The 22834-nt window shown below is 71.8% G+C and carries 18 protein-coding genes; 5 read left to right on the top strand and 13 right to left on the bottom strand.

Annotated elements, in window-relative coordinates; genetic code table 11:
• Positions 1-11: 11 nt before the first annotated feature.
• The 5 genes from ACNNMR_RS34730 to glgX form a co-directional block, all read right to left on the bottom strand.
• Positions 12-1586: a penicillin-binding transpeptidase domain-containing protein gene (locus ACNNMR_RS34730; protein ID WP_419998663.1), complete on the bottom strand. Its 1575-nt coding sequence runs from the start codon at positions 1584-1586 to the stop codon at positions 12-14.
• A 148-nt stretch (positions 1587-1734) separates the two neighbouring features.
• Complete coding sequence (locus tag ACNNMR_RS34735) at positions 1735-2835, bottom strand: family 43 glycosylhydrolase (RefSeq protein ID WP_419998664.1); 1101 nt, start codon at positions 2833-2835, stop codon at positions 1735-1737.
• A gap of 32 nt (positions 2836-2867) precedes the next feature.
• A complete protein-coding gene (locus ACNNMR_RS34740; RefSeq protein WP_419998665.1) occupies positions 2868-4145 on the bottom strand; it encodes an MFS transporter in 1278 nt (425 codons plus the stop codon).
• Between the two features lie 205 nt (positions 4146-4350).
• Positions 4351-6771 carry a malto-oligosyltrehalose synthase gene (gene treY / locus ACNNMR_RS34745; RefSeq protein ID WP_419998666.1) on the bottom strand — a complete coding sequence of 807 codons (2421 nt, stop codon included), beginning with the start codon at positions 6769-6771 and terminating at the stop codon, positions 4351-4353.
• Between the two features lie 33 nt (positions 6772-6804).
• Positions 6805-8922, bottom strand: a complete 2118-nt coding sequence (gene glgX / locus ACNNMR_RS34750) for a glycogen debranching protein GlgX (RefSeq protein ID WP_419998667.1) — start codon at positions 8920-8922, stop codon at positions 6805-6807.
• Positions 8923-9163: 241 nt separating this feature from the next.
• On the opposite strand from glgX, the gene ACNNMR_RS34755 reads away from it, so the two are divergent.
• The gene (locus ACNNMR_RS34755) at positions 9164-10420 is read left to right on the top strand and encodes an SAV2148 family HEPN domain-containing protein (RefSeq protein WP_419998668.1); all 1257 of its coding nucleotides are present in this window, start codon (positions 9164-9166) and stop codon (positions 10418-10420) included.
• A 112-nt stretch (positions 10421-10532) separates the two neighbouring features.
• The gene (locus ACNNMR_RS34760; protein ID WP_419998669.1) at positions 10533-11270 is read left to right on the top strand and encodes a 3'-5' exonuclease; all 738 of its coding nucleotides are present in this window, start codon (positions 10533-10535) and stop codon (positions 11268-11270) included.
• Here ACNNMR_RS34760 and ACNNMR_RS34765 read toward each other — a convergent pair.
• The gene (locus ACNNMR_RS34765) at positions 11251-12219 is read right to left on the bottom strand and encodes a DUF6528 family protein (RefSeq protein WP_419998670.1); all 969 of its coding nucleotides are present in this window, start codon (positions 12217-12219) and stop codon (positions 11251-11253) included. The two genes, ACNNMR_RS34760 and ACNNMR_RS34765, sit on opposite strands and share 20 nt — an antisense overlap.
• 120 nt (positions 12220-12339) lie before the next feature.
• Here ACNNMR_RS34765 and ACNNMR_RS34770 point away from each other — a divergent pair, with 120 nt between their 5' ends.
• Positions 12340-14007 carry a serine/threonine-protein kinase gene (locus ACNNMR_RS34770; RefSeq protein ID WP_419998671.1) on the top strand — a complete coding sequence of 556 codons (1668 nt, stop codon included), beginning with the start codon at positions 12340-12342 and terminating at the stop codon, positions 14005-14007.
• Here the strand turns inward: ACNNMR_RS34770 and erm are convergent.
• From erm to ACNNMR_RS34785, 3 genes are all read right to left on the bottom strand, one after another.
• On the bottom strand, positions 13978-14745 hold the full coding sequence (erm, locus tag ACNNMR_RS34775; RefSeq protein ID WP_419998672.1) for an ErmE/ErmH/ErmO/ErmR family 23S rRNA (adenine(2058)-N(6))-methyltransferase: 768 nt from the start codon (positions 14743-14745) through the stop codon (positions 13978-13980). The genes ACNNMR_RS34770 and erm overlap by 30 nt on opposite strands.
• 367 nt (positions 14746-15112) lie before the next feature.
• Positions 15113-17287 (bottom strand): MMPL family transporter, encoded by a 2175-nt coding sequence (locus ACNNMR_RS34780; protein WP_419998674.1) that lies wholly within the window; start codon positions 17285-17287, stop codon positions 15113-15115.
• Positions 17288-17610: 323 nt separating this feature from the next.
• Positions 17611-18117: a cysteine dioxygenase gene (locus tag ACNNMR_RS34785; RefSeq protein WP_419998675.1), complete on the bottom strand. Its 507-nt coding sequence runs from the start codon at positions 18115-18117 to the stop codon at positions 17611-17613.
• Between the two features lie 248 nt (positions 18118-18365).
• Here ACNNMR_RS34785 and ACNNMR_RS34790 point away from each other — a divergent pair, with 248 nt between their 5' ends.
• Both ACNNMR_RS34790 and ssuE read left to right on the top strand, forming a co-directional pair.
• Positions 18366-18467 carry a putative leader peptide gene (locus ACNNMR_RS34790; RefSeq protein WP_419998676.1) on the top strand — a complete coding sequence of 34 codons (102 nt, stop codon included), beginning with the start codon at positions 18366-18368 and terminating at the stop codon, positions 18465-18467.
• Positions 18468-18552: 85 nt separating this feature from the next.
• Entirely contained in the window at positions 18553-19104 is a 552-nt protein-coding gene (ssuE, locus tag ACNNMR_RS34795) for an NADPH-dependent FMN reductase (RefSeq protein ID WP_419998677.1), read from the top strand.
• Here the strand turns inward: ssuE and ACNNMR_RS34800 are convergent.
• From ACNNMR_RS34800 to ACNNMR_RS34815, 4 genes are all read right to left on the bottom strand, one after another.
• Positions 19061-19846, bottom strand: a complete 786-nt coding sequence (locus ACNNMR_RS34800; protein ID WP_419998678.1) for a sirohydrochlorin chelatase — start codon at positions 19844-19846, stop codon at positions 19061-19063. The two genes, ssuE and ACNNMR_RS34800, sit on opposite strands and share 44 nt — an antisense overlap.
• A gap of 10 nt (positions 19847-19856) precedes the next feature.
• Positions 19857-20762, bottom strand: a complete 906-nt coding sequence (locus ACNNMR_RS34805; protein ID WP_419998679.1) for an ABC transporter permease — start codon at positions 20760-20762, stop codon at positions 19857-19859.
• A complete protein-coding gene (locus tag ACNNMR_RS34810) occupies positions 20749-21555 on the bottom strand; it encodes an ABC transporter ATP-binding protein (protein WP_419998680.1) in 807 nt (268 codons plus the stop codon). The genes ACNNMR_RS34805 and ACNNMR_RS34810 overlap by 14 nt, the downstream gene beginning before the upstream one ends.
• 99 nt (positions 21556-21654) lie before the next feature.
• Positions 21655-22755, bottom strand: a complete 1101-nt coding sequence (locus tag ACNNMR_RS34815) for an ABC transporter substrate-binding protein (RefSeq protein WP_419998681.1) — start codon at positions 22753-22755, stop codon at positions 21655-21657.
• Positions 22756-22834 lie beyond the last annotated feature (79 nt).

Genomic DNA, 22834 nt, shown 5'->3' on the forward strand with positions numbered 1-22834 from the left:
ACTGTAGGTCTTTACGAAGCCGTGAGCACGGCTCTTACCAGCGGCCCCGCCGAGCTGCCCCCGGCCCCGCCGCCCGGCACCACGGCCGCCGCCGCGACCTCACCTCGATACGCCGTGAACCACCCGTCGGGCCGCTCGTGCCCGTCCACCTCCGCGGACCCGGTCTTGGCCCCGGCGGCCGGTCCGAGGCCGACGACCCTGGCGGTGCCGCTGGTGGACGTCAGCCGCATCATCGAGCGCAGCTGATCCCGTACGGACCCGGGCAGCGGCGTCGCGGTCGCGATGGTGCGGTCGTCGAGGGACCGCGGCACGACGACCGGCTGGTGGAAGCTGCCGGAGCTGACGGTGGCGGCGACGGAGGCGAGGTTGAGCGGGTTCATCTGCACCTCGCCCTGCCCGATCATCGCGGAGGTGAGCCCGTCGCCCCCGGTGACGGGGACCTTCCCGTCGAAGGACACCACGCCCGTCTGCCACTCCTTCCCGAGGCCGAAGTAGCGGGCCGCGGTGTCGGACAGGGTGCTCTCGGAGAGCTTGCCCGCGAGCGAGACGAAGGCGGTGTTGCAGGAGTTCGCGAAGTCGGTGGCGAAGCTCGCGCCGGGGATCTGGCCGTGCTCGAAGTTGCGGTACTCCTTCCCCTGGTTGTACACCAGGGTCTTGGGGCAGTCGACCTTCGTCGACGGGCTGACGCCCCGCTCCAGCAGCGCCGCCGCGGTCACGATCTTGAAGGTGGAGCCGGGCGCGGTGCGCCCGTTGAAGGCGGCGTTGAAGTCCCGGTGCCCGCTGCCGTTCGCCACGGCCAGCACTTGGCCCGTACGCGCCTGAAGCGCCACGACGGACGCCTCCGCCTTGCCGGCGACGGCCCGCTCCGCGGCCCGCTGCACCCCCGCGTCGAGGGTCGTGGGCAGCTTGCCCGGCACGCCCTTGGTGATGGTCAGCAGCGACCGGTTGCCGCCGGACTCGTCCGCGGTCTGCCGCTCCGCCCAGAGTTCGAGACCCGGGGTGCCCTTGATGCGGTCGCCGAATCGCTGGCGGAGCTGGTCGAGCACGACCCGCAGCGAGGGGCTGTCCGCGGCGGAGATCACCTTCCCGTGCCGGTCCACGGCCCGCACCTGCGGATCGGCGGCCCGCCCGGCCTTGAGCACCTCGCCGTCCTTCAGCCCCGGATAGAGGACGTTGTTACGCCACTGCACCAGCGGCCTCCCGGTGCTGCTGCCGCGGGTGATGCGGAGGCTGTTGTCGTACGCCCAGTCCTTGGCGTGCCCCTCGACGGAGACCTTGGCCTTGACGCCGAAGCGGACGGTATCGCCGTCGATCCGCCCGACCTTGAAGGCGACCTTTTTGACGTGCGCGTCATCGCGATACGAGGTCAGCGCGGTGCCCGCGGCACCCTCCTCTTCGGTCAGCTCCGCGGCGGCGGACAGCTCCCCGGCGGACCAGTGCCGCAGGAAATCCCCGGCGGTCTTCCGCACTTCGGCGCCGGTCAGCGGCCCGCTCGCCCGCGGGGCGGATTCCGATCCCTCCGGCTTTCCGCCGCCGCCGATCGCGCTGAAGATGTTGTACGCGCCGAAGGCGGCAGCTGCCACCATCCCGGCGAAAATGACACCGAACACCCATTTCCAGGCATGGCGCATTGAACCCCCCAAGGTCCCACCCCGGCCCCCTATATGGCACGCATCGTACGATGCGCGGACCCGGGGGCCGGAGTGAACTCGGTCACCTTGAGGGGCGCGGCGGTCAGTTCACGGAGAACCCGCTGCCGCCCTGCGCCAGCACCCCCGTCATCGGGAAGCGCGTCTTGCCGTCCCACCAGTGCCAGACCACCCGCGGCGAGCCGTCGGCGGCGCTGAAGACGTCCATGCCGCCCGGGCCGCGGTGGTTGGCCGGCAGGCCCTTGACCGGGTTGAGTCCGGTGGCGCCGGTGTAGCCGAAGTACGGGCGCGCCACGCCCTCGCTGATCGGCTTGCAGCGGGAGGCGGGGATGGGCGCGGTGCCGCAGTCGGCGATGCCGGTGGCATAGCGGTCGCTGTCCCAGTTGTTGCCCGCGTAGGCGAGATACCAGCGGCCGTTGGTGCCCTTCCACATCGACGGGTTCTCGACGACGTGCGTGCTGCCGCTGATGTTCTTCTCGTCCCAGGTGATGTCGGTGCTCTTCAGCGCGTCCCTGCGGGTGTCCCAGATGGCCCGGCCCTCGCCGTCCGTACGGACCGTGGAGATGCCGGTCTCGGGCCCGGAGGCGATCGCGTCGTCCCGGTAGGTGACGTACAACGTGCCGCCGCTGACGAAGGGGTTGGGGTCGATCGCCCAGCGCCCGCCCGGCGGGCAGGCCCACTCGCCGGCGTCCTTGAACGGCCCGCGCGCGGAGTCCGAGACCGCGCGGCCGATGCACTTGTGTCCGGGGCTGCCGGTGCCCTTCTTGGTGGCGGTGTAGTACATGACGTACCGGTCGCCGAAACGGGCCGCGCCCGGCGCCCAGACGGCGGTCTTCGGCTCGGCCCAGGCGCCCGGCCCTGCGGGCATCGCGTCGCCGGAGGCGCAGTCGGTCATGCCGACATTGTTGCCGGAGCCGTGCACCAGCACCGGCACGAAGAGCTCGCCGGTCGGGGCGCCTTCGCAGCGCTTGCCCTTGCCGGCGCCGACGGTGGTGCCGTACGTGACGTATTTGCCGTCCTTGCCGAGGACCGTGTCCGGGTCCGCCAGGGCGAAGGTGGAGGGGGTGGCCTTGGGAGTGGTGGCTGTGGGGGTGGGGTCGCCTGCCGCGTAGGCGGCGCCGCCGATCAGTAGTGCACCGGCCGCCGCAAGGGCGGTGAGATACCTGGTTCTCAGCTTCCGTCGCATCCGGACTTTGTAGTGTTCCAACGTTGTACATGTCAATGCTGCGAGGCGGGTGTGGGGAGCTCTCGGCCGAGGCGCGCCAAGGGGGAGAGGGCCATGAAGAGCGGGGAGAGGGCCAGCGCTACGGCGGTCAGCGTCATGCCCGTACGCAGCCCGAACTGCGCCGCCAGCGCGCCGCCGAGGAGCGAGCCGAGCGGGGTGAGGCCCATCCCGACGACGTTGATGGTGGCGACCACGCGGCCTTGGAGGGCGATCGGGGTGATCGCCTGGCGGACTGCGGTGACGGAGATGTCGACCAGCTGACTGGCGACGCCGAAGAGGAAGTTGACGGCCATCAGGCAGGCGGTCGCCGTCGTGCCGGAGCCGGTGACGGTGAGGACGCACAGTATGGCGCCGTCCGCGATCACTGCCGACGACACCAGCACCAGGCCGTATCGGAGGCGCCGGCCCGGGAGCACGGCGGCGAGCCAGGAGCCGACGAGCGCGCCGGGACCCAGCGCAGCCAGGATGAGGCCCACTGCCGCGCCTGAAAGGCCCAGTTCGCGGGGGAGATACAGCACGTACACGGTCATCAGGGCGGCGAAGGAGAACTGGAAGAGCGCGGAGGCGATGCCGACGGAGCGCAGCACCGGCTCGCGCGCGACCAGCCGCAGGCCTTCCGCGATCCGCCGCCGCATCGGCGGGCCGGCGCCCCCGGCGTCCGGGCTCATGCCCGCTGCGCGCTCGTCCGCCGGGCTCCCGTCCCGGTGCATCGCCCGGATGAACAGCGCGGACGCGCCGAAGGACACCGCGCTCAGCAGCGCCGCGACCGGCGCCGACGCCAGCGACATCACCCCGCCTCCGATACCCGGTCCGGCGATCTGTGCGGCGGAACGGCTGCCCTCCAGCGCGCTGTTCGCGGTGGTGAGTTGCACGCGCGGCACGTGCCGTACGAGCGCCGCCTGGTACGTCACGTCGAAGCACACCGTCAGCGCACCCAGCAGCAGCGCCACGGCGGCCAGGACCGGTAGCCGGAGGACGCCGAGTGCGTACGCGGCGGGCAGCGCGGCCATGGCCGCGGCCCGGCCCAGGTCGGACAGGATCAGGACGCGGCGGGTGCGCCTGCGGTCCACCCAGGCGCCGACGAAGAGCGACAGCAGCAGGATCGGGGCCTGCTGCACCGCGCGCAGGGCGCCGACCTCGGCGGCGCTCGCGCCGACGGTGACCACCGCGATCAGCGGGAGGGTGAGCTGGCTGGAGTGGGCGGCGAGTTGGGAGGCGGTCTGACCCGCCCAGAGCAGGCGGAAGTCGCGGTCACGCAACGGGCTTGGCACAGGGACTCCTGGCGGAGGGAGGTACGACGGAAGGAGGCGTCGCTGTGCCGCGGGGGTGTGGCTTGGGCGGCACGCGATGACGGGTGGCCGGTGTGGCGGCCTGCGGCGTCAGCGCGTGCCCGTGTGACCGGGCATCCTCAGCTCCCTGTGCGTGGTGGGGGGTGCGGCGCGAGGTTAATACGGGGGCGGGCGCGGGGGCGACCGGTTATCCCGCCCGTACGAGCAGCGCCACCGGTCGCTCGCGCAGCACGTCCGCCGCCAGCGCCGCCCCCGCGTGCTCGCCGCCCCCCAGCGCGTCCCGCCACGGCCCCTCCGGCAGCACCAGCCGCGTCTCCCGCCAGCCGCCCGCCCTCTCCAGCCGGTCCGCCAGCCGCGTCACCACCGTCACCGCGCGCCCGGCGCGGGCGAACGCGACGATGTGGTCTGCGGCGGGTCCGTTGGCCCTGACCGGTTCGTACGAGCCCGCGCGGCCGAACCACGCGGGGTGGTCGCGGCGCAGCCGCAGTGCCGTGCGGGTGAGCGTCAGCTTGGCGTCTTCGGGCGGGCGGTGGTGCATGGGGGCGCGGTTGTCGGGGTCGACGAGGGCGCGGTATTCGGCCTCGGTGTGCTGGTAGAGGTCGGGGACGCCCGGCATGGTGAGGTGGAGGAGGGCGGCGCCGAGGATGTTCGCGTGGGTCGCGGTCGCCAGCTCGGCGGCCAGCCGGGCCGTCGCCTCCGCGCCGGACTTCAGCCCCGTCGCCGCGAAGTCGGCCAGCGCCCGCTCGTACGCCTCGTCCTGCTCCGTCCACGTCGTATGCAGTCCGGCCTCCCGCGCCGCCTTGAGCAGCGCCTCGCGCAGGCGGTCGTCCGCGGCGCCTGCCCCGAGCCCGTACGCCATCTGCCAGGCCCACCACGCGGTATGGGGGTCGGGCGCGCCCGCCACGCGCTCGTCCAGGAACTCCCGCCACCGCCCAGGCCGTTGCGTCAGCGCGGCGATCGCCGCTCGCACGTCGGCGCTGCGCTTCGTGTCATGCGTCGACAGCACGGACGCCGCCGCCGGCCGCTCCCTCTGCCGCCGCGCGCAGAAGGCGTGGAAGTCCGGCACGGATACGGCGGGTTCGCCGGGCTCGCCGCCCACCTCGCAGGCCGACAGCAGGGGCACGTAGCGATAGCCCGCCCGATCCTCGACCGCCTTGGCCCGCAGCGCACTCGCGGTCTGCGCGAACCGGGCGCGGAAGTCCGCGCGCAAGCCGGCGGGGGGGCCCTCGTGGACGCCCTCGCGCCAGTCCGCGTGGCCGCCGCGGCGGCGGGCCGCGCCCGCGCCCGCCGCGGCTTCCCCGCCCGCCGCCGCGTCCCCGCCCAGCGCCAACTCCCGTATCGCCTCGACCGCATCCCCCTCCGCCGCCACCCGGAAGGCCGTCCGCGCCCCCCGTGCCGCCACCCGCAGCATTGCCGCATCCGCGGCGGTCGGGGGCTCGCCGGTGCGGGCATACGGGCGGTACACCGGCAGCCGGACCAGGATCTCCCGTATCGCCGTCCGCAGCGCCCACGGCGCATGGTCGCGCAGCGCCGCCGGGCCCGCCGCGCACAGCCGCGCCGCCGCCCGCGTCAGCCGGTCCACCTCCGCCGCCAGTTCGTGCTCCACCACCTCGCGCGCCGCGCCCCGCACCGTGGCCTCCCAGTCGCCCCTCACTTCCGCCGCCGTCGCGCAGAAGTCCGCGTACTCCGCCGCCAGCTCCCCAGCCCCCGCCGGGTCCACGAACACCCCGTCCACATGCCGCAGCGCCTCATACCCGGTAGTCCCCGCCACCCGCCACCCAGCCCGCAGCCCCTCACCCGCCGCCAGGATCTTCTCCGCCACCGTCCACGCCCCGCCCGTCGCCTCGTGCAGCCGCGCGAAGTACGCCTCCGGGTCCGCTAGCCCGTCCGGATGATCCACCCGCAGCCCGTCCAGCACCCCCTCCCGCACCAGCTCCACCACCTTCCCGTGCGTGGCCGCGAAGACCTCCGGGTCCTCGACCCGGACCGCGATCAGCTCCGAGATGGTGAAGAACCGCCGGTAGTTGAGCTCGGTCCGCGCCAGCCGCCACCACCCGAGCCGATAGTGCTGCGCGTCGAGCAGCTCCGGCAGCGGCAGCGACTCCGTGCCGGGGCGCAGCGGGAAGCGGTGGTCCGCCCCGTAACGCAGCACGCCCTCAGCCACCCGCAGCCGCCCCATCTCCGACCCGAGCGGACCGCCCAGCACCGGCAGCAGCAGCCGCCCGCCGTGCCGCGTCCAGTCGATGTCGAACCAGGGGGCGTACGGGGATGCCTCGCCCTCCCGCAGCACCTCCCACAGCGGCCGGTTCAGCGACGCGGGCGCGGGCAGCGCCATGTGGTTCGGCACGATGTCCGCCACCAGCCGCAGCCCGTGCTCGCGCGCCGTCCCCGCCAGCGCCCGCAGGCCCTCCTCGCCGCCGAGCTCGGCCCGTATGCGGCTGTGGTCCGTGACGTCATAGCCATGCGTTGAGCCGGGCACCGCCTCGAGGACGGGGGAGAGGTGCAGATGGGAGACCCCGAGCCCGGCGAGGTACGGGACGGCTTCGCGGGCCGCCGCGAACGGGAACTCCGGCTGCAGCTGTATTCGATAGGTGGCGGTGGGCGTCATGCAGGGTTACGTACCCTCACACCGCCCTTACCCTCACGCCGGCCGCCGCAGCACCGTCAGGCTCCGGTCCGTGAGCGTGACCCGCTCGCCCGCCTCGACCTTGGGCCCCTCGCCGGGCGGCACCGGGTCCGCCCGTGCCGTATCGACCACGACCTGCCACTGCCGGCCGTGGTCGACCGGCACGACGAAGTCCATCGGCGCGTGGTGCGCGTTGAACATCAGCAGGAACGAGTCATCCGCGATCCGCTCCCCCCGCAGATCCGGCTCGGAGATGGCATTGCCATTGAGGAAGACCGTCAGCGAACGGGCCTGCGCCGCCTCCCAGTCCGCCATCCGCATCTCCTCGCCGTCCGGCGTGAACCAGGAGATGTCGGAGAGCTCGTCGTGGGTGCCCTCCATGGGCCGGCCGTGGAAGAAGCGGCGGCGGCGGAAGACGGGATGGTCCCGGCGCAGCCAGATCATCGCGCGCGTGAACTCGTATAGGCCCTCGTCCTCGTCGCCCTCCGGCCAGCGCACCCAGCTGAGCTCGTTGTCCTGGCAGTACGCGTTGTTGTTGCCCAGCTGCGTACGCGCGAATTCGTCGCCGTGGCTGAGCATCGGCACGCCCTGCGACAGCAGCAGCGTGGCGACGAAGTTGCGCATCTGCCGCTGCCGCAGCGCCAGCACTCCGGGGTCGGAGGTCTCGCCCTCCGCCCCGCAGTTCCAGGAGCGGTTGTGGCTCTCGCCGTCCTGGTTGTCCTCGCCGTTGGCGTCGTTGTGCTTGCTGTCGTACGACACGAGGTCGTGCAGGGTGAAGCCGTCGTGGCAGGTGACGAAGTTGATGGAGGCGAGAGGGCGGCGGCCGTCGCCCTGGTACAGGTCCGAGGATCCCGTCAGCCGTGACCCGAATTCCGCCAGCGTCCGCGCCTCGCCGCGCCACAGGTCGCGGACCGTGTCGCGGTAGCGGCCGTTCCACTCCGTCCAGAGCGGCGGGAAGTTTCCCACCTGGTAGCCGCCCTCGCCGACGTCCCACGGCTCAGCGATCAGCTTCACCTGGGAGACCACCGGGTCCTGCTGCACCAGGTCGAAGAAGGACGACAGCCGGTCCACCTCGTGGAACTGCCGGGCCAGCGTCGCCGCCAGGTCGAAGCGGAAGCCGTCGACGTGCATCTCGGTGACCCAGTAGCGCAGCGAGTCCATGATGAGCTGGAGGACGTGGGGCGACCGCATCAGCAGCGAGTTGCCGGTGCCGGTCGTATCCATGTAGTAGCGCTGGTCGTCCTCGACGAGGCGGTAGTACGACGGGTTGTCGAGGCCGCGGAAGGAGAGCGTGGGGCCGAGGTGGTTGCCCTCCGCGGTGTGGTTGTAGACGACGTCGAGGATGACCTCGATGCCCGCCTCGTGCAGCGCCCGCACCGCCTGCTTGAACTCCAGCACCTGCTGGCCGCGGTCGCCCCAGGAGGCGTACGCGTTGTGCGGGGCGAAGAAGCCGATGGTGTTGTAGCCCCAGTAGTTCCTGAGCCCCGCGTCCACGAGCCGGTGGTCGTGGACGAACTGGTGCACCGGCATCAGCTCGATCGCCGTCACCCCGAGGGAGGTGAGGTGGTCGATGACGGCGGGGTGGGCGAGGGCCGCGTAGGTGCCGCGCAGCTCGTCCGGGAGGCCCGGGTGGCGCATCGTGAGGCCTTTCACATGCGCCTCGTAGATGACCGTCTCGTGGTAGTCGGTGCGCGGCGGGCGGTCGTCGCCCCAGTCGAAGTACGGGTTCACCACGACCGAGGTCATGGTGTGCGGCGCCGAGTCGAGGTCATTGCGCCGGTCCGGCTCGGCGAAGTGGTAGCCGTAGACCGCCTCGTCCCAGCTGGTCTCGCCGGCGATGGCCTTCGCGTACGGGTCGAGGAGCAGCTTCGCGCTGTTGCAGCGCAGCCCGCGCTCCGGCTCGTACGGGCCGTGGACCCGGAAGCCGTACCGCTGGCCCGGCATCACGCCGGGCAGATAGGCGTGCCGTACGAAGGCGTCGGTCTCGCGCAGCTCCACCGCCGTCTCGGAGCCGTCGTCGTGCAGCAGGCACAGCTCGACCCGCTCCGCGGCCTCGGAGAACACCGCGAAGTTCGTGCCGGCGCCGTCGTATGTGGCGCCGAGGGGGTACGCCTGACCCGGCCAGACCTGCATGGTGAGCATCCTTGCGCAGCCGCCGCCCATCGGGCCAACTCGCCGGGGAACTTCCCCCGGATAGGTGTACGAACTACCCGGTGTGGCAGAATCCCGAGCCGGTTCCGGGCTTGCCGAGTCAACTCCGCATCGACTTGGTGAACTTGTGAGTTCATCAGGGTGCACCGGCGTCGGGGGCGGCAGTAGTCTTCGGTGATCTGGCTGTGTTGATCATAAAGGGTGGGCGAAGGGCGGTGCGCAGGTGAGTTCGGGCGGTCTAGAGCTGCCGCCGGGAGCTTCCGGCGACGACGGACCGAGCCCGGGCGCCATCTCCGTGGCCGGCGAACCGGAGATCATGGGAGCCGAACTGGACTGGGGCGCCGACGCCTGGACCGAGGTGCGCACTCGCGCCCGGCGCGCCGGGCGGGCCTACATCTGGCTGAACCTGGTGGAACAGCGGCTGCGCACCGTAGTCGCCGCCGTGCTGCGCCCCATCTACGAGCCGGTGCACGGCGAGGAGTGGGTCCTCGCCGCGGCGGGCCCCGCGGGCCAGGAGTGGGTGCAGCGGGCCGCTGCCGTACGGGAAGTGAGCCGCCGCAAGGGCTATCTGCTCGACCCCGCCGACGACAACGTCATCTCCTTCCTCACCATGCCGCAGCTGCGCGAGCTGATGGTGCAGCACTGGCCGTGCTTCGAGCCGTTCCTCGACGACCGCCGCGATGTGGAGCTGGCGCTCGACGAGCTGGAGGTCACGCGCAACGTGGTCTCCCGTAACCGCGCCCTCTCGGAGGCGGTGCTGGCGCAGGCGGAGCGGGCGGCGGCGCGGCTGCTCGACATGCTGGGCGCCTCGGCGTCCGCGCCCTCCGACGCCCGGGCCGTGCCCAGCCGGCTGCCCGTGGACGCGGTGGAGGACCTGGTCGGGGACCGGTACGCGGACGTGATCGGGGTGCACCCCGACCGGGTGCGGCTGCAGCGGCAGCTGCCGGTGGAGGACCTGTTCGGCGGCGCCCGCCGCATCGACGCCGTCGGGATAGGCCTGAACCTGCTGGTGCAGAACTACTCCGGCCGCCGCATGGTGCGGCTCGCGGAGGCGGGCTGCCGGGTCCGGCTGCTGTTCCTGAACCCGGCGAGCAGCGCGGTGCGGCGCCGGGAGCGCGAGCTCGGCCTGAAGAAGGGCGAGCTCAGCCGGCAGGTGGAGACGAACATCCGGCACATGCGCCGGGTGCGCGCGGCCGTGCGCGCGCCGGGGGCGGGCGAGGTGGGTGCGGGCTTCGAGATCCGGGTCTTCGACGAGACGCCGCGATTTACGGCATATCTGGTGGATGGCGACCGGGCGGACGGCATAGGGGTGGTCCAGTCGTATCTGCGGCGGACGCGCGGGATGGAGGCGCCGGTGCTGGTGCTGCGGTCCGGGCGGCGGGACCTGATCCATGGGGAGGGGACGGGGGAGCCGGGGCTGTTCGAGACGTACCGGGAGGAGTTCGAGTCGGCTTGGGGGGACTCGCGGGCGGTGTCGTAGAACCGGACCTGAGCGCTCCGGTATGTCAGTGCCGCATGAAAGGCTGGTGACAGCTGGGGGAGAAGCGGGACTGTGAACGACCCCGTTTGATCGAAAACTGGGAGGGCTGGGCGTGACCCAAGGCTGGCTGAGCGGAACCCTGGTCGGATTCGACCTGGAGACGACCGGCACCGACCCGCGTGAGGCGCGGATCGTGACCGCGGCCGTGATCGCGACCCGCGCGGGCGATCCCGTGGAGCGGGGCGAGTGGCTCGCCGATCCGGGCGTCCCGATCCCGGCGGAGGCGGCCGCGATCCACGGGATCAGCACCGAGCGGGCCGTGGCCGAGGGCCGGCCGGTGGCCGCGGTGGCCGACGAGATAGCGGACCGCCTGGTGGGCCATTGGCGCGCGGGTGCCGCCGTCGTCGCGTACAACGCCGCCTTCGATCTCAGCCTGCTCGCCGCCGAGCTGGAGCGGCATGGACTGCCGTCGCTCGACGAGCGCCTCGGTCACAGCGAGCCGGGGCCGGTCATCGACCCGCTCACCATCGATCGCGCCGTCGACCGCTATCGAAAGGGCAAGCGCACCCTCGAGGCCGCCTGCGTCGAATACGGCGTGCCGCTCTCGTCCGCGCACAACGCCACCGCCGACGCCCTCGCCGCCGTCCGCGTCGCCCGCGCGATCGCCGAGCGCCATCCGGAGGTCGGCGAGGCCGCCGCCTGGGACCTGCACCGCTGGCAGGTCGGCTGGTATGCCGACTGGGCCGCCGGATACCGGCACTGGCTGCAGCGCCAGGGCCGTACGCCCGCGGAGACGGCCGCGATCGACGGCGCCTGGCCGCTGCGTTCGCTCAGTGGAAGCGAGTCGTGACGATGCGGGACTTGTAGATCTGGGCGCCCGGGCGGGTCATGGTCCGGCCCTGCGAGAAGTAGACCGTCGGCCCGCCCCACGGTGCGTCCGACGGGGTCGGGTCGAGGGTCCACATCGCCTCGCCGGAGGGATGGCGGACGTAGGACTTCACGTAGTTCTCCTCGTAGAAGATCGTGAGCTTGCGCGTCGCCTTGTCGAGGGAGTAGCAGCGGCCGCTGTCCGTCACCGTCAGCTTGCCCGGGTTGGCGTAGTCGGGCTGCAGGTCGTGGCCGTTGCCGGCGAAGGTGATGTCGGTGCCGTACTTCACCAGGCGGGCGGTGGAGTTGGCGCCCGTCACCTTGTACGTACGGATCTTCGTGCCGCCGGTGACCCACAGCAGGCTGTTCTCGTCGTCCCACAGCACCGCGTGCGGCTTCGGCATGTCGGTGATCGTCTGCACCTCGCGGAGCGTGGAGTGGTCGCTGTTCGCGCCGCCGAAGACATGGATGCGGTCGCGGGTGCCGGCCACGACGACCGCGGCGACATTCGGGATGCGCTCGATGCAGTGCGGATAGCTGGAGACCGACGCCTCCCAGATCAGATCGCCGCGGTCCAGCCGGTTGGGCTTCCCCGTCACCTGTACGATCCCGGCCCGGCCGTTGCCCGGCACGCCAGCGGTCATCAGCGCGATCGTGCCGTACCGCGTGGTCTCCCGGAAGCGGATCTCGAACGGGTCGTCCCAGCCGTTCGTGGTGCCCGGCGAGAAGGACCAGTTGGAGGCGCCGGACCAGTCGCCGGTGCGGTCGAAGACCTCGAAGACATTGGTCTTCTGATTGGTGAGCGCGATCGGGTAGTTCACGGGCTCGGCGGCGGCCGCGCGGGTCGTCGTGAGCGCGGCCGCCGCCGGGGCGGCGAACAACCCGGCCGCGGCGCCGCGCAGCAGGCTTCGTCGGCGAAGGGGAGAAGTCATGGCGATATGGGTAATGCGTGGTGGTTGCGTGCCGGTTGCGCGATGGTGCGCTGGCCGATCGGCGGCAGACGCGGCATGATTTCGTAACATCGTTATTGAGCGAGGCGGGGGAGGCCGGCGTTGCGCGATCAACTCCTGGCGGGGCGCTACCGGTTGGTGCGGCCGCTCGGCGAGGGCGGCATGGGCCAGGTGTGGGAGGCCCAGGACGAGACCCTCGACCGGCCCGTAGCGGTCAAGCTGATCTCCCTGCTGGCAGGCGGCGGCAGCCGCGGCGACGAGGCCCGCGCCCGGTTCTTACGGGAGGCGCGGATGACCGCCCGGCTGCAGCATCCGCAGGTCGTGACGGTCCACGACCTGGGCGAGACGGCGGCCGAGGACGGCGGCCAGGTGCCGTTCCTGGTGATGGAACTGGTCCGCGGCGAGAGCCTGGACGCGCTGCGGCGGCGCGGCGCCGTCGCCCCGGCGGACGCGGCCCGTTGGGGCGCGCAGATCTGCGACGCGCTGACCGAGGCGCACGGCGCCGGCATCCTGCACCGCGACATCAAGCCCTCGAATATCCTCATCACGCCTTCCGGCGCGGTAAAGGTCCTCGACTTCGGCATCGCGCGGGCCGCCGACCCGTACGCGACGGCGGACCGGCTCACGCAGACGGGCTTCATCGTCGGCACGCCGCCGTACATGGCGCCTGAGCAGGCGCGCGGGCGGCCGGAGGCGGGGAGTGATCTGTACGCGCTGGGGTGCGTGCTCTTCGAGCTGGTCACGGGGCGGCTGCCGTTCCGGGCGCCGGATACGGTCGGGTATCTGTCGGCGCATCTCACCGAGGAGCCGCCCGCGCCCAGCGCGGTGTCGCCGGGGCTCTCGGCGGCCTGGGACGCGCTCGTACTGAAGCTGCTGCACAAGGATCCCGCCCAGCGGTACGCGAGCGCCGCCGAACTGGCGGGCGCGCTGCGGCAACTCGACCGCGTACCGGACGCTGTCCCCACGCCCGTGCCCACAGTGCCCGCGCAGGCACCGACCGCGCCGTCAGTGCCGGCACCGACCGCACCGGCCGCGCCGCCGGCGCCGCGTTCCCCCCATGCGATCACGACGGCGCTGACGCGCTTCGTCCTGCCCGCCGGTCTGCTCGTCGGCCTCGGGATGACCGGCTGGTTCGTGCTCGCCCGCGACCACGAGTACGGGTATCTGAACTCCCGGGGATACGCCTACGCGGCCGTGTGGCTGCTGGCTCTGGTGGGTTCCCTGGGCCTGACGGCCGCGCTCACCCCGGACTCCAGCGATACGGTGCGCGCTGCGGGCCGTGCCGTCGCGGCGGCCTTCCTCCTGCTCACCGTGGGCTTTCCGTTCGTCGCGCTGCCCGAGGGGGTCGCCCTCCTGCTGGCGCCTTCGGTCTACGCGCTGTACTGCCTGCGCGACGGCTGGTCGCCGGAGCGTTTCCTCCTCCCGCTGCTCCCCGTCCTCGCCTTCGTCCTGGGATGGTTCGGCTTCATCCCGTATCTGGAGCCCGCGGGCACGCTCGGCGACGCCTACGCCCTCAGCCTGGCCCTCCTCGTGGGACTGACGGCCGCACTCACACCGCGCACGCGCGAGGCCGTCCGCCTGCTCGGCTATGCGGCCGCCCTGTCCGTCCTCTTCTTCGCGTCCTGGTACAAGATGTATCCGCTGCCGCAGGTCCTGGCCGTGGCGGCGTACGCCTACCGCGACCTCAGGACCCGCCGGGCCCGCTCGGCGGCCATCGCGCGGCCGAGCGGGCCCGAGGGGTCAGCGCAGCAAACCCGCGTGCAGACGTAGCCACTGGCCGGGCGTCACATATCCGACCGGGGTGTCCTGCCGTACCCCCGCCTCGGCAAAGGCGGCGGCCAGCCGTCGGGGCGGGTGCGCGGTGCGGAGGGTGGCGTACAGCGAGCCGCCGGTGCCGGTGAAGCCGAGGTCCACCAGGCGCCGGTAGCGGGCCCGTTCGGCGGCGGGCAGCAGCGGGTGCGGGCGGCGGTCGATGCGGAGCATCGCGGAGTCCACCCGCGGCACGGGCCGGAAGTCGCGGCGGGGCACGCTCCCGCCCAGCCGCCACCCGAACCACGGCCAGCTGCGTACGGTCAGCAGCGTCCAGCGCCCGTAGTCGCCGGTGCGCTTGCGCGCGTACTCGCGCTGGGTGATCAGCGACGCCGAGGTCAGCCGCGGCGCGCGCAGGCACCAGTCGACGACGTCGGAGGTGCGGGCGTACGGGACGTTGCCCACGACCGCGAACGCCCGGCCCGGCGGGCGGGCCGCAAAGAAGTCGCCGCGGTGCACGCGCACGGCGGGGTGTGCCGCCAGGCGGCGGCGCAGGGCGGGGATCAGGCGGGGGTCGATCTCGTACGCGACGAGGCTGCCGCAGCGCGGTGCGAGCGCGGCGGTGAGGGCGCCTTTCCCGGCGCCGACCTCGAGCAGGTGGTCGGCGGGGGAGGGCGCGGCGAAGCGGACGAAGCGCGCCACGGTGTGGTCGTTGACGAGGAAGTTCTGCGAGAGCGCAGGCGAAGCCGAGTGGGCCACGGCCGGCCGTCCTTTCGGAGCTGGAGCATTCCTGGACTGGCGGGTGGCCCTGACGCGGGCAGCGGTGATCGCCTGACGGCGAGGTCAGGTGAGAAGAGAGCCGTTCAGCGGAGAGGCGGCACCGGGCCGGTCAGGGCCGGCGGCCGCGCCGCGGACGGCGGGTGAACACGGATGCGCACACGCGCGACGCCCGGACGGGACCGCAGGTCACACCGCCGCGGGTCACCGCGCAGCAGCAGCAGGCGGCGCAGCAGCACATGCGAGTCTCCAGAATCCGGGTGCGCTTACGGACGCGAGGCTATCCGGACGCGCCGCGGCCCCGCACCGGGTTTTTCTCCCGGTACGGGGCCGTCCGCAGGCAGGCGGGCTAGACGCGTACCCGCTCGTGCTCGTCGCCCTCCCGCGGCAGCGGGACCGGCGCCGGCGCGGCCGGCTCGTCGTGCGCCAGGTTCGGCAGCCAGCGCAGCGACTTCGGGAAGTACCAGTTGCGGTCGTCGAGCAGCGCCATCACCGCGGGCAGCAGCACGCCGCGGATGATCGTCGCGTCGATGAGCACGGCCGTGGCAAGGCCGACGCCCATCTGCTTCATCGACTGCATCGACAGCGTCCCGAAGATCGCGAAGACGCCGACCATGATGACCGCCGCGGAGGTGACCACACCGGCCGTCGTGATGACGCCGTGCGCGATCGCGTCCTTCGTCGTACGGCCCTGCATCCGCGCCTCGCGGATCCGGGAGACCACGAAGACGTGGTAGTCCATCGACAGGCCGAAGAGGATCACGAAGAGGAACAGCGGCAGCCAGGAGATGATCGCGCCCACACCCTCGGCGCCGACCAGCCCCGCGCCCCAGCCGTGCTGGAAGACCATGGTGAGGATGCCGTACGCGGCGCCCACCGACAGCAGGTTGAGCAGGATCGAGGTGATCGCGATGGTCAGCGACCGGAAGCACATCAGCATCAGCAGGAAGGCGAAGACGACCACGAAGGCGAAGACCGGCACGACCGCGCCGACCAGCTTGTCGTTGAAGTCCTTCGACCCGGCCACCTGGCCGCCGATCGGCGCGTCCACGCCGTCGACCTTGCCGAAGGTCGCGGGCCGCACGTCGTCGCGCAGCTTCAGCAGGCTCTTCTCGGCCTTGTCCTGATCGGAGCCGCCGACCAGCGGCACATCGATGACGGCGACGTTCTCCTTGTCGTGCATGACGACGTCGACCGGGCCGCGGGAGGCGCCGGAGGAGACGGCCTGACTGCGGAAGTCCTGGATGGCCTTCCGTACGGGAGCGGCGCTGATGTCGTCGGCCTTGACGACGACCTGCGCCGGGTCGGAGCCGCCGGGGAAGGCGTCGTTGACCCGCTGATAGGTCTGCACGATCGGCAGGTCGTCGCCGAACTCCTGGTCCATCGTCAACTGCTGGGTGTTCATCCCCAGCGCGGGGAGAGCGATCGCCGCGAGCACGCCGGCCGAGACCAGCACTGCCGCCTTCGGACGCCGCAGCACTCGGGTCAGCACCGCGCGCCAGACCCGGCTCTCGCCATTGACATTGGTGCGGCCCCGCTTCAGCCGGTTGAGGAACGGCACCCGGAGCTTCTCCACCCGGTCCCCGAGCAGCGAGAGCAACGCGGGCAGCACCGTAACGGAACCGATCATCGCGACCGCCACGGCCATCAGCGAAGCGAGGCCCATGGACTCGAAGTCCGCGAGCCCGGTGAAGAGCATCCCGCACATCGCCACGATCACCGTGACACCGGAGACCAGCACGGCCCGCCCGGACGTGGCCGCCGCGATCTCCAGCGCCGTACGTCCGTCGTGGCCCTTCTCCCGCTCCTCGCGCTCTCGGCGCAGGTAGAAGAGGCAGTAGTCGACGCCGACCGCCATACCGACCAGCAGCATCACGGAGTTGCTGGTCTCGCCCATCGGCTGGAAGTGGCTCACCAGACCCATAAGACCCAACGTCGCCATGAGTGCGGTGATCGTCAGCAGCACCGGCAGCAGTGCGGCGACCACCGCACCGAAGGCGATCAACAGGATGCCGATGGCGACCGGCCCGGCCGAGTACTCCGCCTTCTTGAAGTCGCTGCCGAAGGCGTCGTCGAAGGTCTTGTTCATGCTGGCGCCGCCGATCTCCTCGACGACCAGCGTGTCCTTGTGCTTGTCCTGCACCTTCTCGACCGCGTCGAGCAGCGGCTGCACGCGGTCCCCGGCCGTCTCCGGGTCGCCGCGCATCTTGAACTGCACCAGCGCGGAACGGCCGTCCTTGGAGATCGTCTTGGTGGTGTACGGCGATGTGACCGAGGTGGCCTCGCCGGTGCCCTCGACGGCCTTCATGACCTGGGCGACGGCCTCGCGGAACTCTGGCGCGGTCGCCTTCGTTCCCTTGTCAACGCCCTGAACGAGTACGGTCTCGCCCTGCGGCTCGTCGATCCCCGCATCCTCGAGGATCTTCTCGGACTGCCCGACCTCGCCCGAAATCTCCTCGCTGCCCTTGATCTCCTTGGTGCCCACCGCGGAGCCGGCGCCCATCGCCAGCACCACGAAAAGCACCCAGATTCCTACGGCGGCCCAGCGGTGGCGGACGCTCCACCCGCCGACCCGGGCTGCGACGCCGCGCGGTCTGCTATTGGTTCGCTGCGTAAGGCGGTGGTCCGCCACGTTGATCCCCCTCGTGAGGGGTGGCGGCCCCTTGTCGCCACCACCTTTCGCTCACGACGCTATGGGCGGAGCGGCCCCCGCCCCATCCTGCCCGCCGGTGAGATGGAGCTGTGGACGGCTACACCCTTCGGGTAGGGCAAACCCCACCTGGGGAAGGGTCGTGTCCCTTACAACTATCTGCGCTAGGGGGTGAGTTGGCGGGAAGGCCGGCCCGCTCAGCGGTCAACAGGGCTGGTGGAGCGCAGGATGATGCCCCCTCCGGGGAGCTCCTCGTAGTACGACATCGACGTCAGGGCCGGTGCGTACGCGTGGATGCTGACCGCCGGCACGGAGCCGTGGTTGACGACCTCGTGCGTGTGCCGCGGCCCGAAGGCGCGGATGGCGCCCACGGGCAGCTCCCAGGGCGCCGGGCGGCGGGCCGAGGTGGTGAACGTACGCTCCGTCAGCGCGCCTTGGACCACCGTGAAGGCCCCCGAGGAGCCGCCGTGGTCATGGATGCCGGTGCCCTGCCCGGGCAGCCAGGTCAGCAGCCAGACCTCATACTCCGGGGTGACCTCTAGGCGGGCGTAGTACCGGTCGGCGGCGTCGAAGCGCACCCGCGGCCGCCAGAAGCCGGTGTCGGCGGCCACCCGGCGGGCGGTCTCGGCGAGGCGGGTGGGCGTGAGCAGGCCAGTGGGCTTGTCGAGGCGTGCGGGCGCGGGGGACTGCAGGGATGCGGACATGAGATTCCTCTTCCAGAGGTGAGTGCCGGTGCTGGGGTGTGGTTTACGAACCGCACTGACACAGCGCGCTGGCAACGCGGAGCAGATCCACGTGGTGACGCGCGAAGAGGAACTCGCCGGAAGGCATGCACCCACATTCGCATCCCGCGCCGCCATGGGCAAATGGCGGCGCCTGATATTCCGCCATCCGAGACCGCGGTACGGAAATCATTGACGGCACCTGGCAGTTGCTGCCATGCTCACATGTTGTGAGTCCAGCTGACATTCTCGTATCGCGCCTGCACGTCGATCTGCGACGGCACGCCAGCGCGATCTGTGCGCCCTTCTGTTGCGCGCACCACAGCTGCTGACCACCGCTTTTCCCCAGGTGCTCGCGCCGCTTCAGCGTGCCCGAAAACTGTTTCCGTGCAGCACATTTCCCCCCTGGAGCACCGCATGACGTCCATTCTCGCCCTGTCCGGAAGCCCATCGGTGAATTCCCGTACCGGATTGCTCGTCGACCATGCCGTGGACCGGCTTTCGCTCACCGGATTCGATGCCCAGCATCTCCGCATACGGAATTTGCCGGCCGCCGAGCTGCTTTCCGGCCGGACCGACTCCGCGGCCATTACCCGGGCGACGGACGCCGTCACCGCGGCCGAGGCGCTGATCGTCGCCACCCCGATCTACAAGGCCGCCTACACCGGCCTGCTGAAGTCGTTCCTCGACCTCCTGCCGCAGGCCGCGCTCACCGGGAAGACGGTGCTGCCGCTGGTGACCGGCGGCTCGCTCGCCCATGTCCTCGCCATCGACTACGCGCTCCGCCCGGTGCTCACCGCGCTCGGCGCCCGGCATGTGGTGGCCGGCGCCTTCCTGCTCGACCGGCACATCGACCGCCGCCAGGACGGCGGCGCCGTCCTCGAACCGGCGGCGGAGCTGCGGCTGTTCGAGGCCATCGACGACTTCATCGAGGCGCTGCCCGCGACAACGGACCTCGCCCGCGCCTGAGCGGGTGCCCGGATGCGGGCGCGACGGCGTCCTCGTACCGCCGCACGACCAGGGCGGCCAGCTCGGGCGCGGCGCCCAGCACCTCCGCCAGCACGTCCGCCTCCGCGGCCCCGGCCGCGATCCGGTCCGGCAGCCGGCCGGGGGCGATGACATACGGGGCGACGGCCACCCGCCGCACCCCGTCCGCGCGCAGCGCCCGTACCGCGTCCTCGGTGCGGGGCAGGGAAGCGGAGGCGAACGCAGGCCGCACGGCGCACCAACCGGTACGCCGCCACTCCCGCGCGACTGATGCGATCACTGCGATCGCCTCCGGGTCTGTGGAGCCCGCCGAGGCCAGCACGATGCCGGTCGACGGGCGGTCGGCGGGCGTCAGCCCCGCCTCGTAAAGCCGCCGCTCCAGCGCCGTCCGCAGCAGCGGCGAAGGGCCGAGCACCCCGGCCTGCCGGACGCGCAGCCCCGGGTGTCGTACGGCCGCCTCCGCCAGCACTCCCGGGATGTCGGACTTCGCATGGAAGGCACGGGTCAGCAGCAGCGGCACGGCCACCGCGTCCGTCACCCCGTCGGCCGCGAGCCGGGCCAGCGTGTCCGGTACGGACGGCGCGTCGAAGTCCAGGAACCCGACCTCCGTACGCACCCCGGGGCGCAGCGCCCGCACCCCCGCCATCAGCTCGCGCACGGTCGCGGCGTGCCGCGGGTCGCGGCTGCCGTGGGCTATCAGGACGAGGGCTGGGGTGTGGTGCATGGCTATCAGCTCAACTCTTGACCAAGAGGCCGCGGCTGCGCAGCACGCGGCGCTCCAGCGGGCTGAAGATCAGCAGGTCGATGGCGATGCCGACGATGAGGATCAGCAGGATCGCCAGGAAGATGCCGGGCATGTCGGAGTTGTTGCGGCCGTTCTCCAGCAGCTGGCCGAGGCCGAGGCCCAGGTCGGGGGAGGAGGCGATGATCTCCGCGGCCATCAGCGAGCGCCAGGAGAACGCCCAGCCCTGCTTGAGCCCGGCGAGGTAGCCGGGGAGGGCGGCGGGGAGCACGATGTGCCGCGCACCCGCGAGGCCGGTCGCGCCGAGCGTCTTGCCGGCCCGCAGGAACAGCGGCGGCACCTGATCGATCCCCGACACCAGGCCGTTGGCGATGGACGGGACCGCGCCGAGCAGGATCACCGCGTACATCATCTGGTCGTTGAGCCCGAACCACAGCACCGCGGGCGGCACCCAGGCGACGGACGGCAGCGACTGCAGGCCGGAGAGGATCGGGCCGATCGCGGCGCGGATGAACCGCACCCGGGCCACGATCAGCCCGAGCGGGGTGCCGATGGCGAGGGCGAGCAGGAAGCCGAACAGGCCGCGGGAGACGGAGGTCCAGATGACCTCCAGGAGGGTGCCCTCCAGCCACATCTGCCTGAGGCTGTCCCAGACGTCGGCGGGCGGCGGCAGCTTGTACTCGTCCGTGACCTGCGCCGCGACCAGGACCTGCCAGAGGACGAGCACCAGCACCACCGCGGTCAGCGGCGGCAGCACCTTCTGCACCAGCACCTGCCGCAGCGGCGTGCGGGTCGCGGAGCGCGTCTCCAGGGCGTCGAGTCCGGCTTCCAGGCCGGCCAGGTCCCCTTCCTGGCCGGCGGAAGGCTTCGGATCAGGCTTCGTATCAGTGCTGGCCATGACGGCGGATCTCCCCCCGGAGCTCTTCGGTGATCTCGACGGACAGCTCGGCGACCGCCGCGTCCTCGATCCGCCGCGGCTGCGGCAGGTCGACGTCCCAGATGCGGCTGACCCGGCCCGGGCGGGAGGACATGAGGACCACCCGCTGGGCGAGCCGGACCGCCTCGCGGACGTTGTGGGTGACGAAGAGGACCGAGACGCCCGTCTCCCGCCAGATGCGGGTGAGCTCCTCGTGCAGTACGTCACGGGTGATGGCGTCGAGGGCCGCGAACGGCTCGTCCATCAGCAGGACGTCGGAGTCCTGCGCGAGCGCCCGGGCCAGCGCGACCCGCTGCCGCATGCCGCCGGACAGCTCGTGCACCCGCTTCTTGTACGCGTCGCCGAGCCGTACGAGGTCCAGCAGCCGCTCCGCCTCCGCCCGCCGCCGCTCGCGCGGCAGGCCGCGCAGCCGCAGCGCGAGCTCGATGTTCTTGCCCGCGGTCAGCCACGGGAACAGCGCGTGCTCCTGGAACATCAGCGCAGGACGCTTCCCGCCCGGCACCTCGATCTCCCCGGCGGTCGGGGTGTCGAGGCCCGCGACCAGGTTCAGCAGCGTCGACTTGCCGCACCCGGAGGCGCCCAGCAGGCAGACGAACTCGCCGGGGCGGACGGCGAGCTCGATGTCGTCGAGGACCGGCGCCGCGCCGAACGACTTGTGGACGCCGCTGATACGGACCGCGGGGTCCGCGGCGGCGTCGGCCGGCGCGGGCGCCTTGGTCAGGTCAGCGGCCTTGGCCAGGGTCCGGGTCGTCATCTCCGGTCACCTCCTGTGCGTATCGCGGATGCGGGAAGAAGCGGGGCGGCCGGTGGCGGGGAGGGGTGGCGCCGCCCCGCCACCGGCGACTGGGGGTGCCTACTGCTCGCCGAGCCCGGCCGCGGACACCGCGGGCCGGCCCTCGGACTTCAGCACCTTGTTGAGGATCGACAGGTCGTAGATGCCGTTCAGGTCGGTCTTCTCCAGCAGGCCCGCCTTGACCGCGTGCTTCGCCTCGGTGTCGAGGGTGGCGGCGAGCGGGTCGTCGGTGAGGTCGATGGACTTGAACGCCGGGTCGAGCACCTTCGCCGGCAGCGGCTTCCCGGACAGGTCCTTCAGCGCCTCGTTGGCCTGCGCCTTTGCCGCGTCCGGGTTGTCCTTGATCCAGGCGTTGGTCTTCACTGAGCCGCGGATCACGGCCTCGACGACGTCCGGGTGCTCCTTCAGGAACTTCTGCGAGACGATCAGGTTCGTAATGATGAACTTGCCGTCCTTCCACAGCTTCCGCTCATCCAGCAGCACCTTCGCGCCGTCGGCGACGAGCTTCGACGCGGTCGGCTCCGGCACCCAGGCGCCGTCGATGGAGCCGGACTTGTAGGCGTCGGGGGTGACCTTGTTATCCGAGCGGACCACGGACACATCGCCCTTGCCGGACTGCGGGTCGACCTTCCAGCCCTGCTCCGCCGCCCAGTTCAGGAAGGCGACGTCCTGGGTGTTGCCGAGCTGCGGGGTGGCGATCTTCTTGCCCTTGACGTCCTTCAGGGACTTGATCTTCTTCGGGTTGACGACCAGCTTCACGCCGCCGGAGGCCGAACCCGCGACGATCTTCAGGGCCTTGCCCTTGGACTTGGCGAAGCCGTTGATCGCCGGGGACGGGCCGATCCAGCCGATGTCGATGGAGCCCGAGTTCAGCGCCTCGATCTCGGACGGGCCCGCGTTGAAGACCGACGCCTTGGCGGTGGTGCCGCCCAGCTCCTTGTCGATGATGCCGGTCTGGTCCTTCTTCAGGCCGACCAGCGGCGTGGGGTGGGTGAGGTTCGCGAAGTAGCCGACCTTCACCTCGTCCACGCTGAGCTTCTTGCCCTCCTTCGCCGCGGCGGCCGGCTCCTTGTCGTCCGACTCGGATCCGTAACCGCAGGCGCTCAGGGCGAGCAGCGGCAGAGCGACTACGGCGGTGAGGGTCTTTCTGGCATGCAACACGGGAAGGAAGTTCCTCTCGGCAGGGATACGGCAGGGGACCGGTGGCGGGTGCTCACGCACATCGCCCGGTGCCGCCCTG

Source organism: Streptomyces boninensis, assembly GCF_048572725.1.
Taxonomy (GTDB): Bacteria; Actinomycetota; Actinomycetes; order Streptomycetales; family Streptomycetaceae; genus Streptomyces; species Streptomyces boninensis.

What these genes read in the sequence shown, in the direction of transcription:
- ACNNMR_RS34730 (WP_419998663.1), bottom strand. Translation starts at nt 1,586, where the DNA reads ATGGTGGCAGCTGCCGCCTTCGGCGCGTACAACATCTTCAGCGCGATC.
- ACNNMR_RS34735 (WP_419998664.1), bottom strand. Translation starts at nt 2,835, where the DNA reads ATGCGACGGAAGCTGAGAACCAGGTATCTCACCGCCCTTGCGGCGGCC.
- treY (WP_419998666.1), bottom strand. Translation starts at nt 6,771, where the DNA reads ATGACGCCCACCGCCACCTATCGAATACAGCTGCAGCCGGAGTTCCCG.
- glgX (WP_419998667.1), bottom strand. Translation starts at nt 8,922, where the DNA reads ATGCAGGTCTGGCCGGGTCAGGCGTACCCCCTCGGCGCCACATACGAC.
- ACNNMR_RS34765 (WP_419998670.1), bottom strand. Translation starts at nt 12,219, where the DNA reads ATGACTTCTCCCCTTCGCCGACGAAGCCTGCTGCGCGGCGCCGCGGCC.
- ACNNMR_RS34785 (WP_419998675.1), bottom strand. Translation starts at nt 18,117, where the DNA reads ATGTCCGCATCCCTGCAGTCCCCCGCGCCCGCACGCCTCGACAAGCCC.
- ssuE (WP_419998677.1), top strand. Translation starts at nt 18,553, where the DNA reads ATGACGTCCATTCTCGCCCTGTCCGGAAGCCCATCGGTGAATTCCCGT.
- ACNNMR_RS34800 (WP_419998678.1), bottom strand. Translation starts at nt 19,846, where the DNA reads ATGCACCACACCCCAGCCCTCGTCCTGATAGCCCACGGCAGCCGCGAC.
- ACNNMR_RS34805 (WP_419998679.1), bottom strand. Translation starts at nt 20,762, where the DNA reads ATGGCCAGCACTGATACGAAGCCTGATCCGAAGCCTTCCGCCGGCCAG.
- ACNNMR_RS34810 (WP_419998680.1), bottom strand. Translation starts at nt 21,555, where the DNA reads ATGACGACCCGGACCCTGGCCAAGGCCGCTGACCTGACCAAGGCGCCC.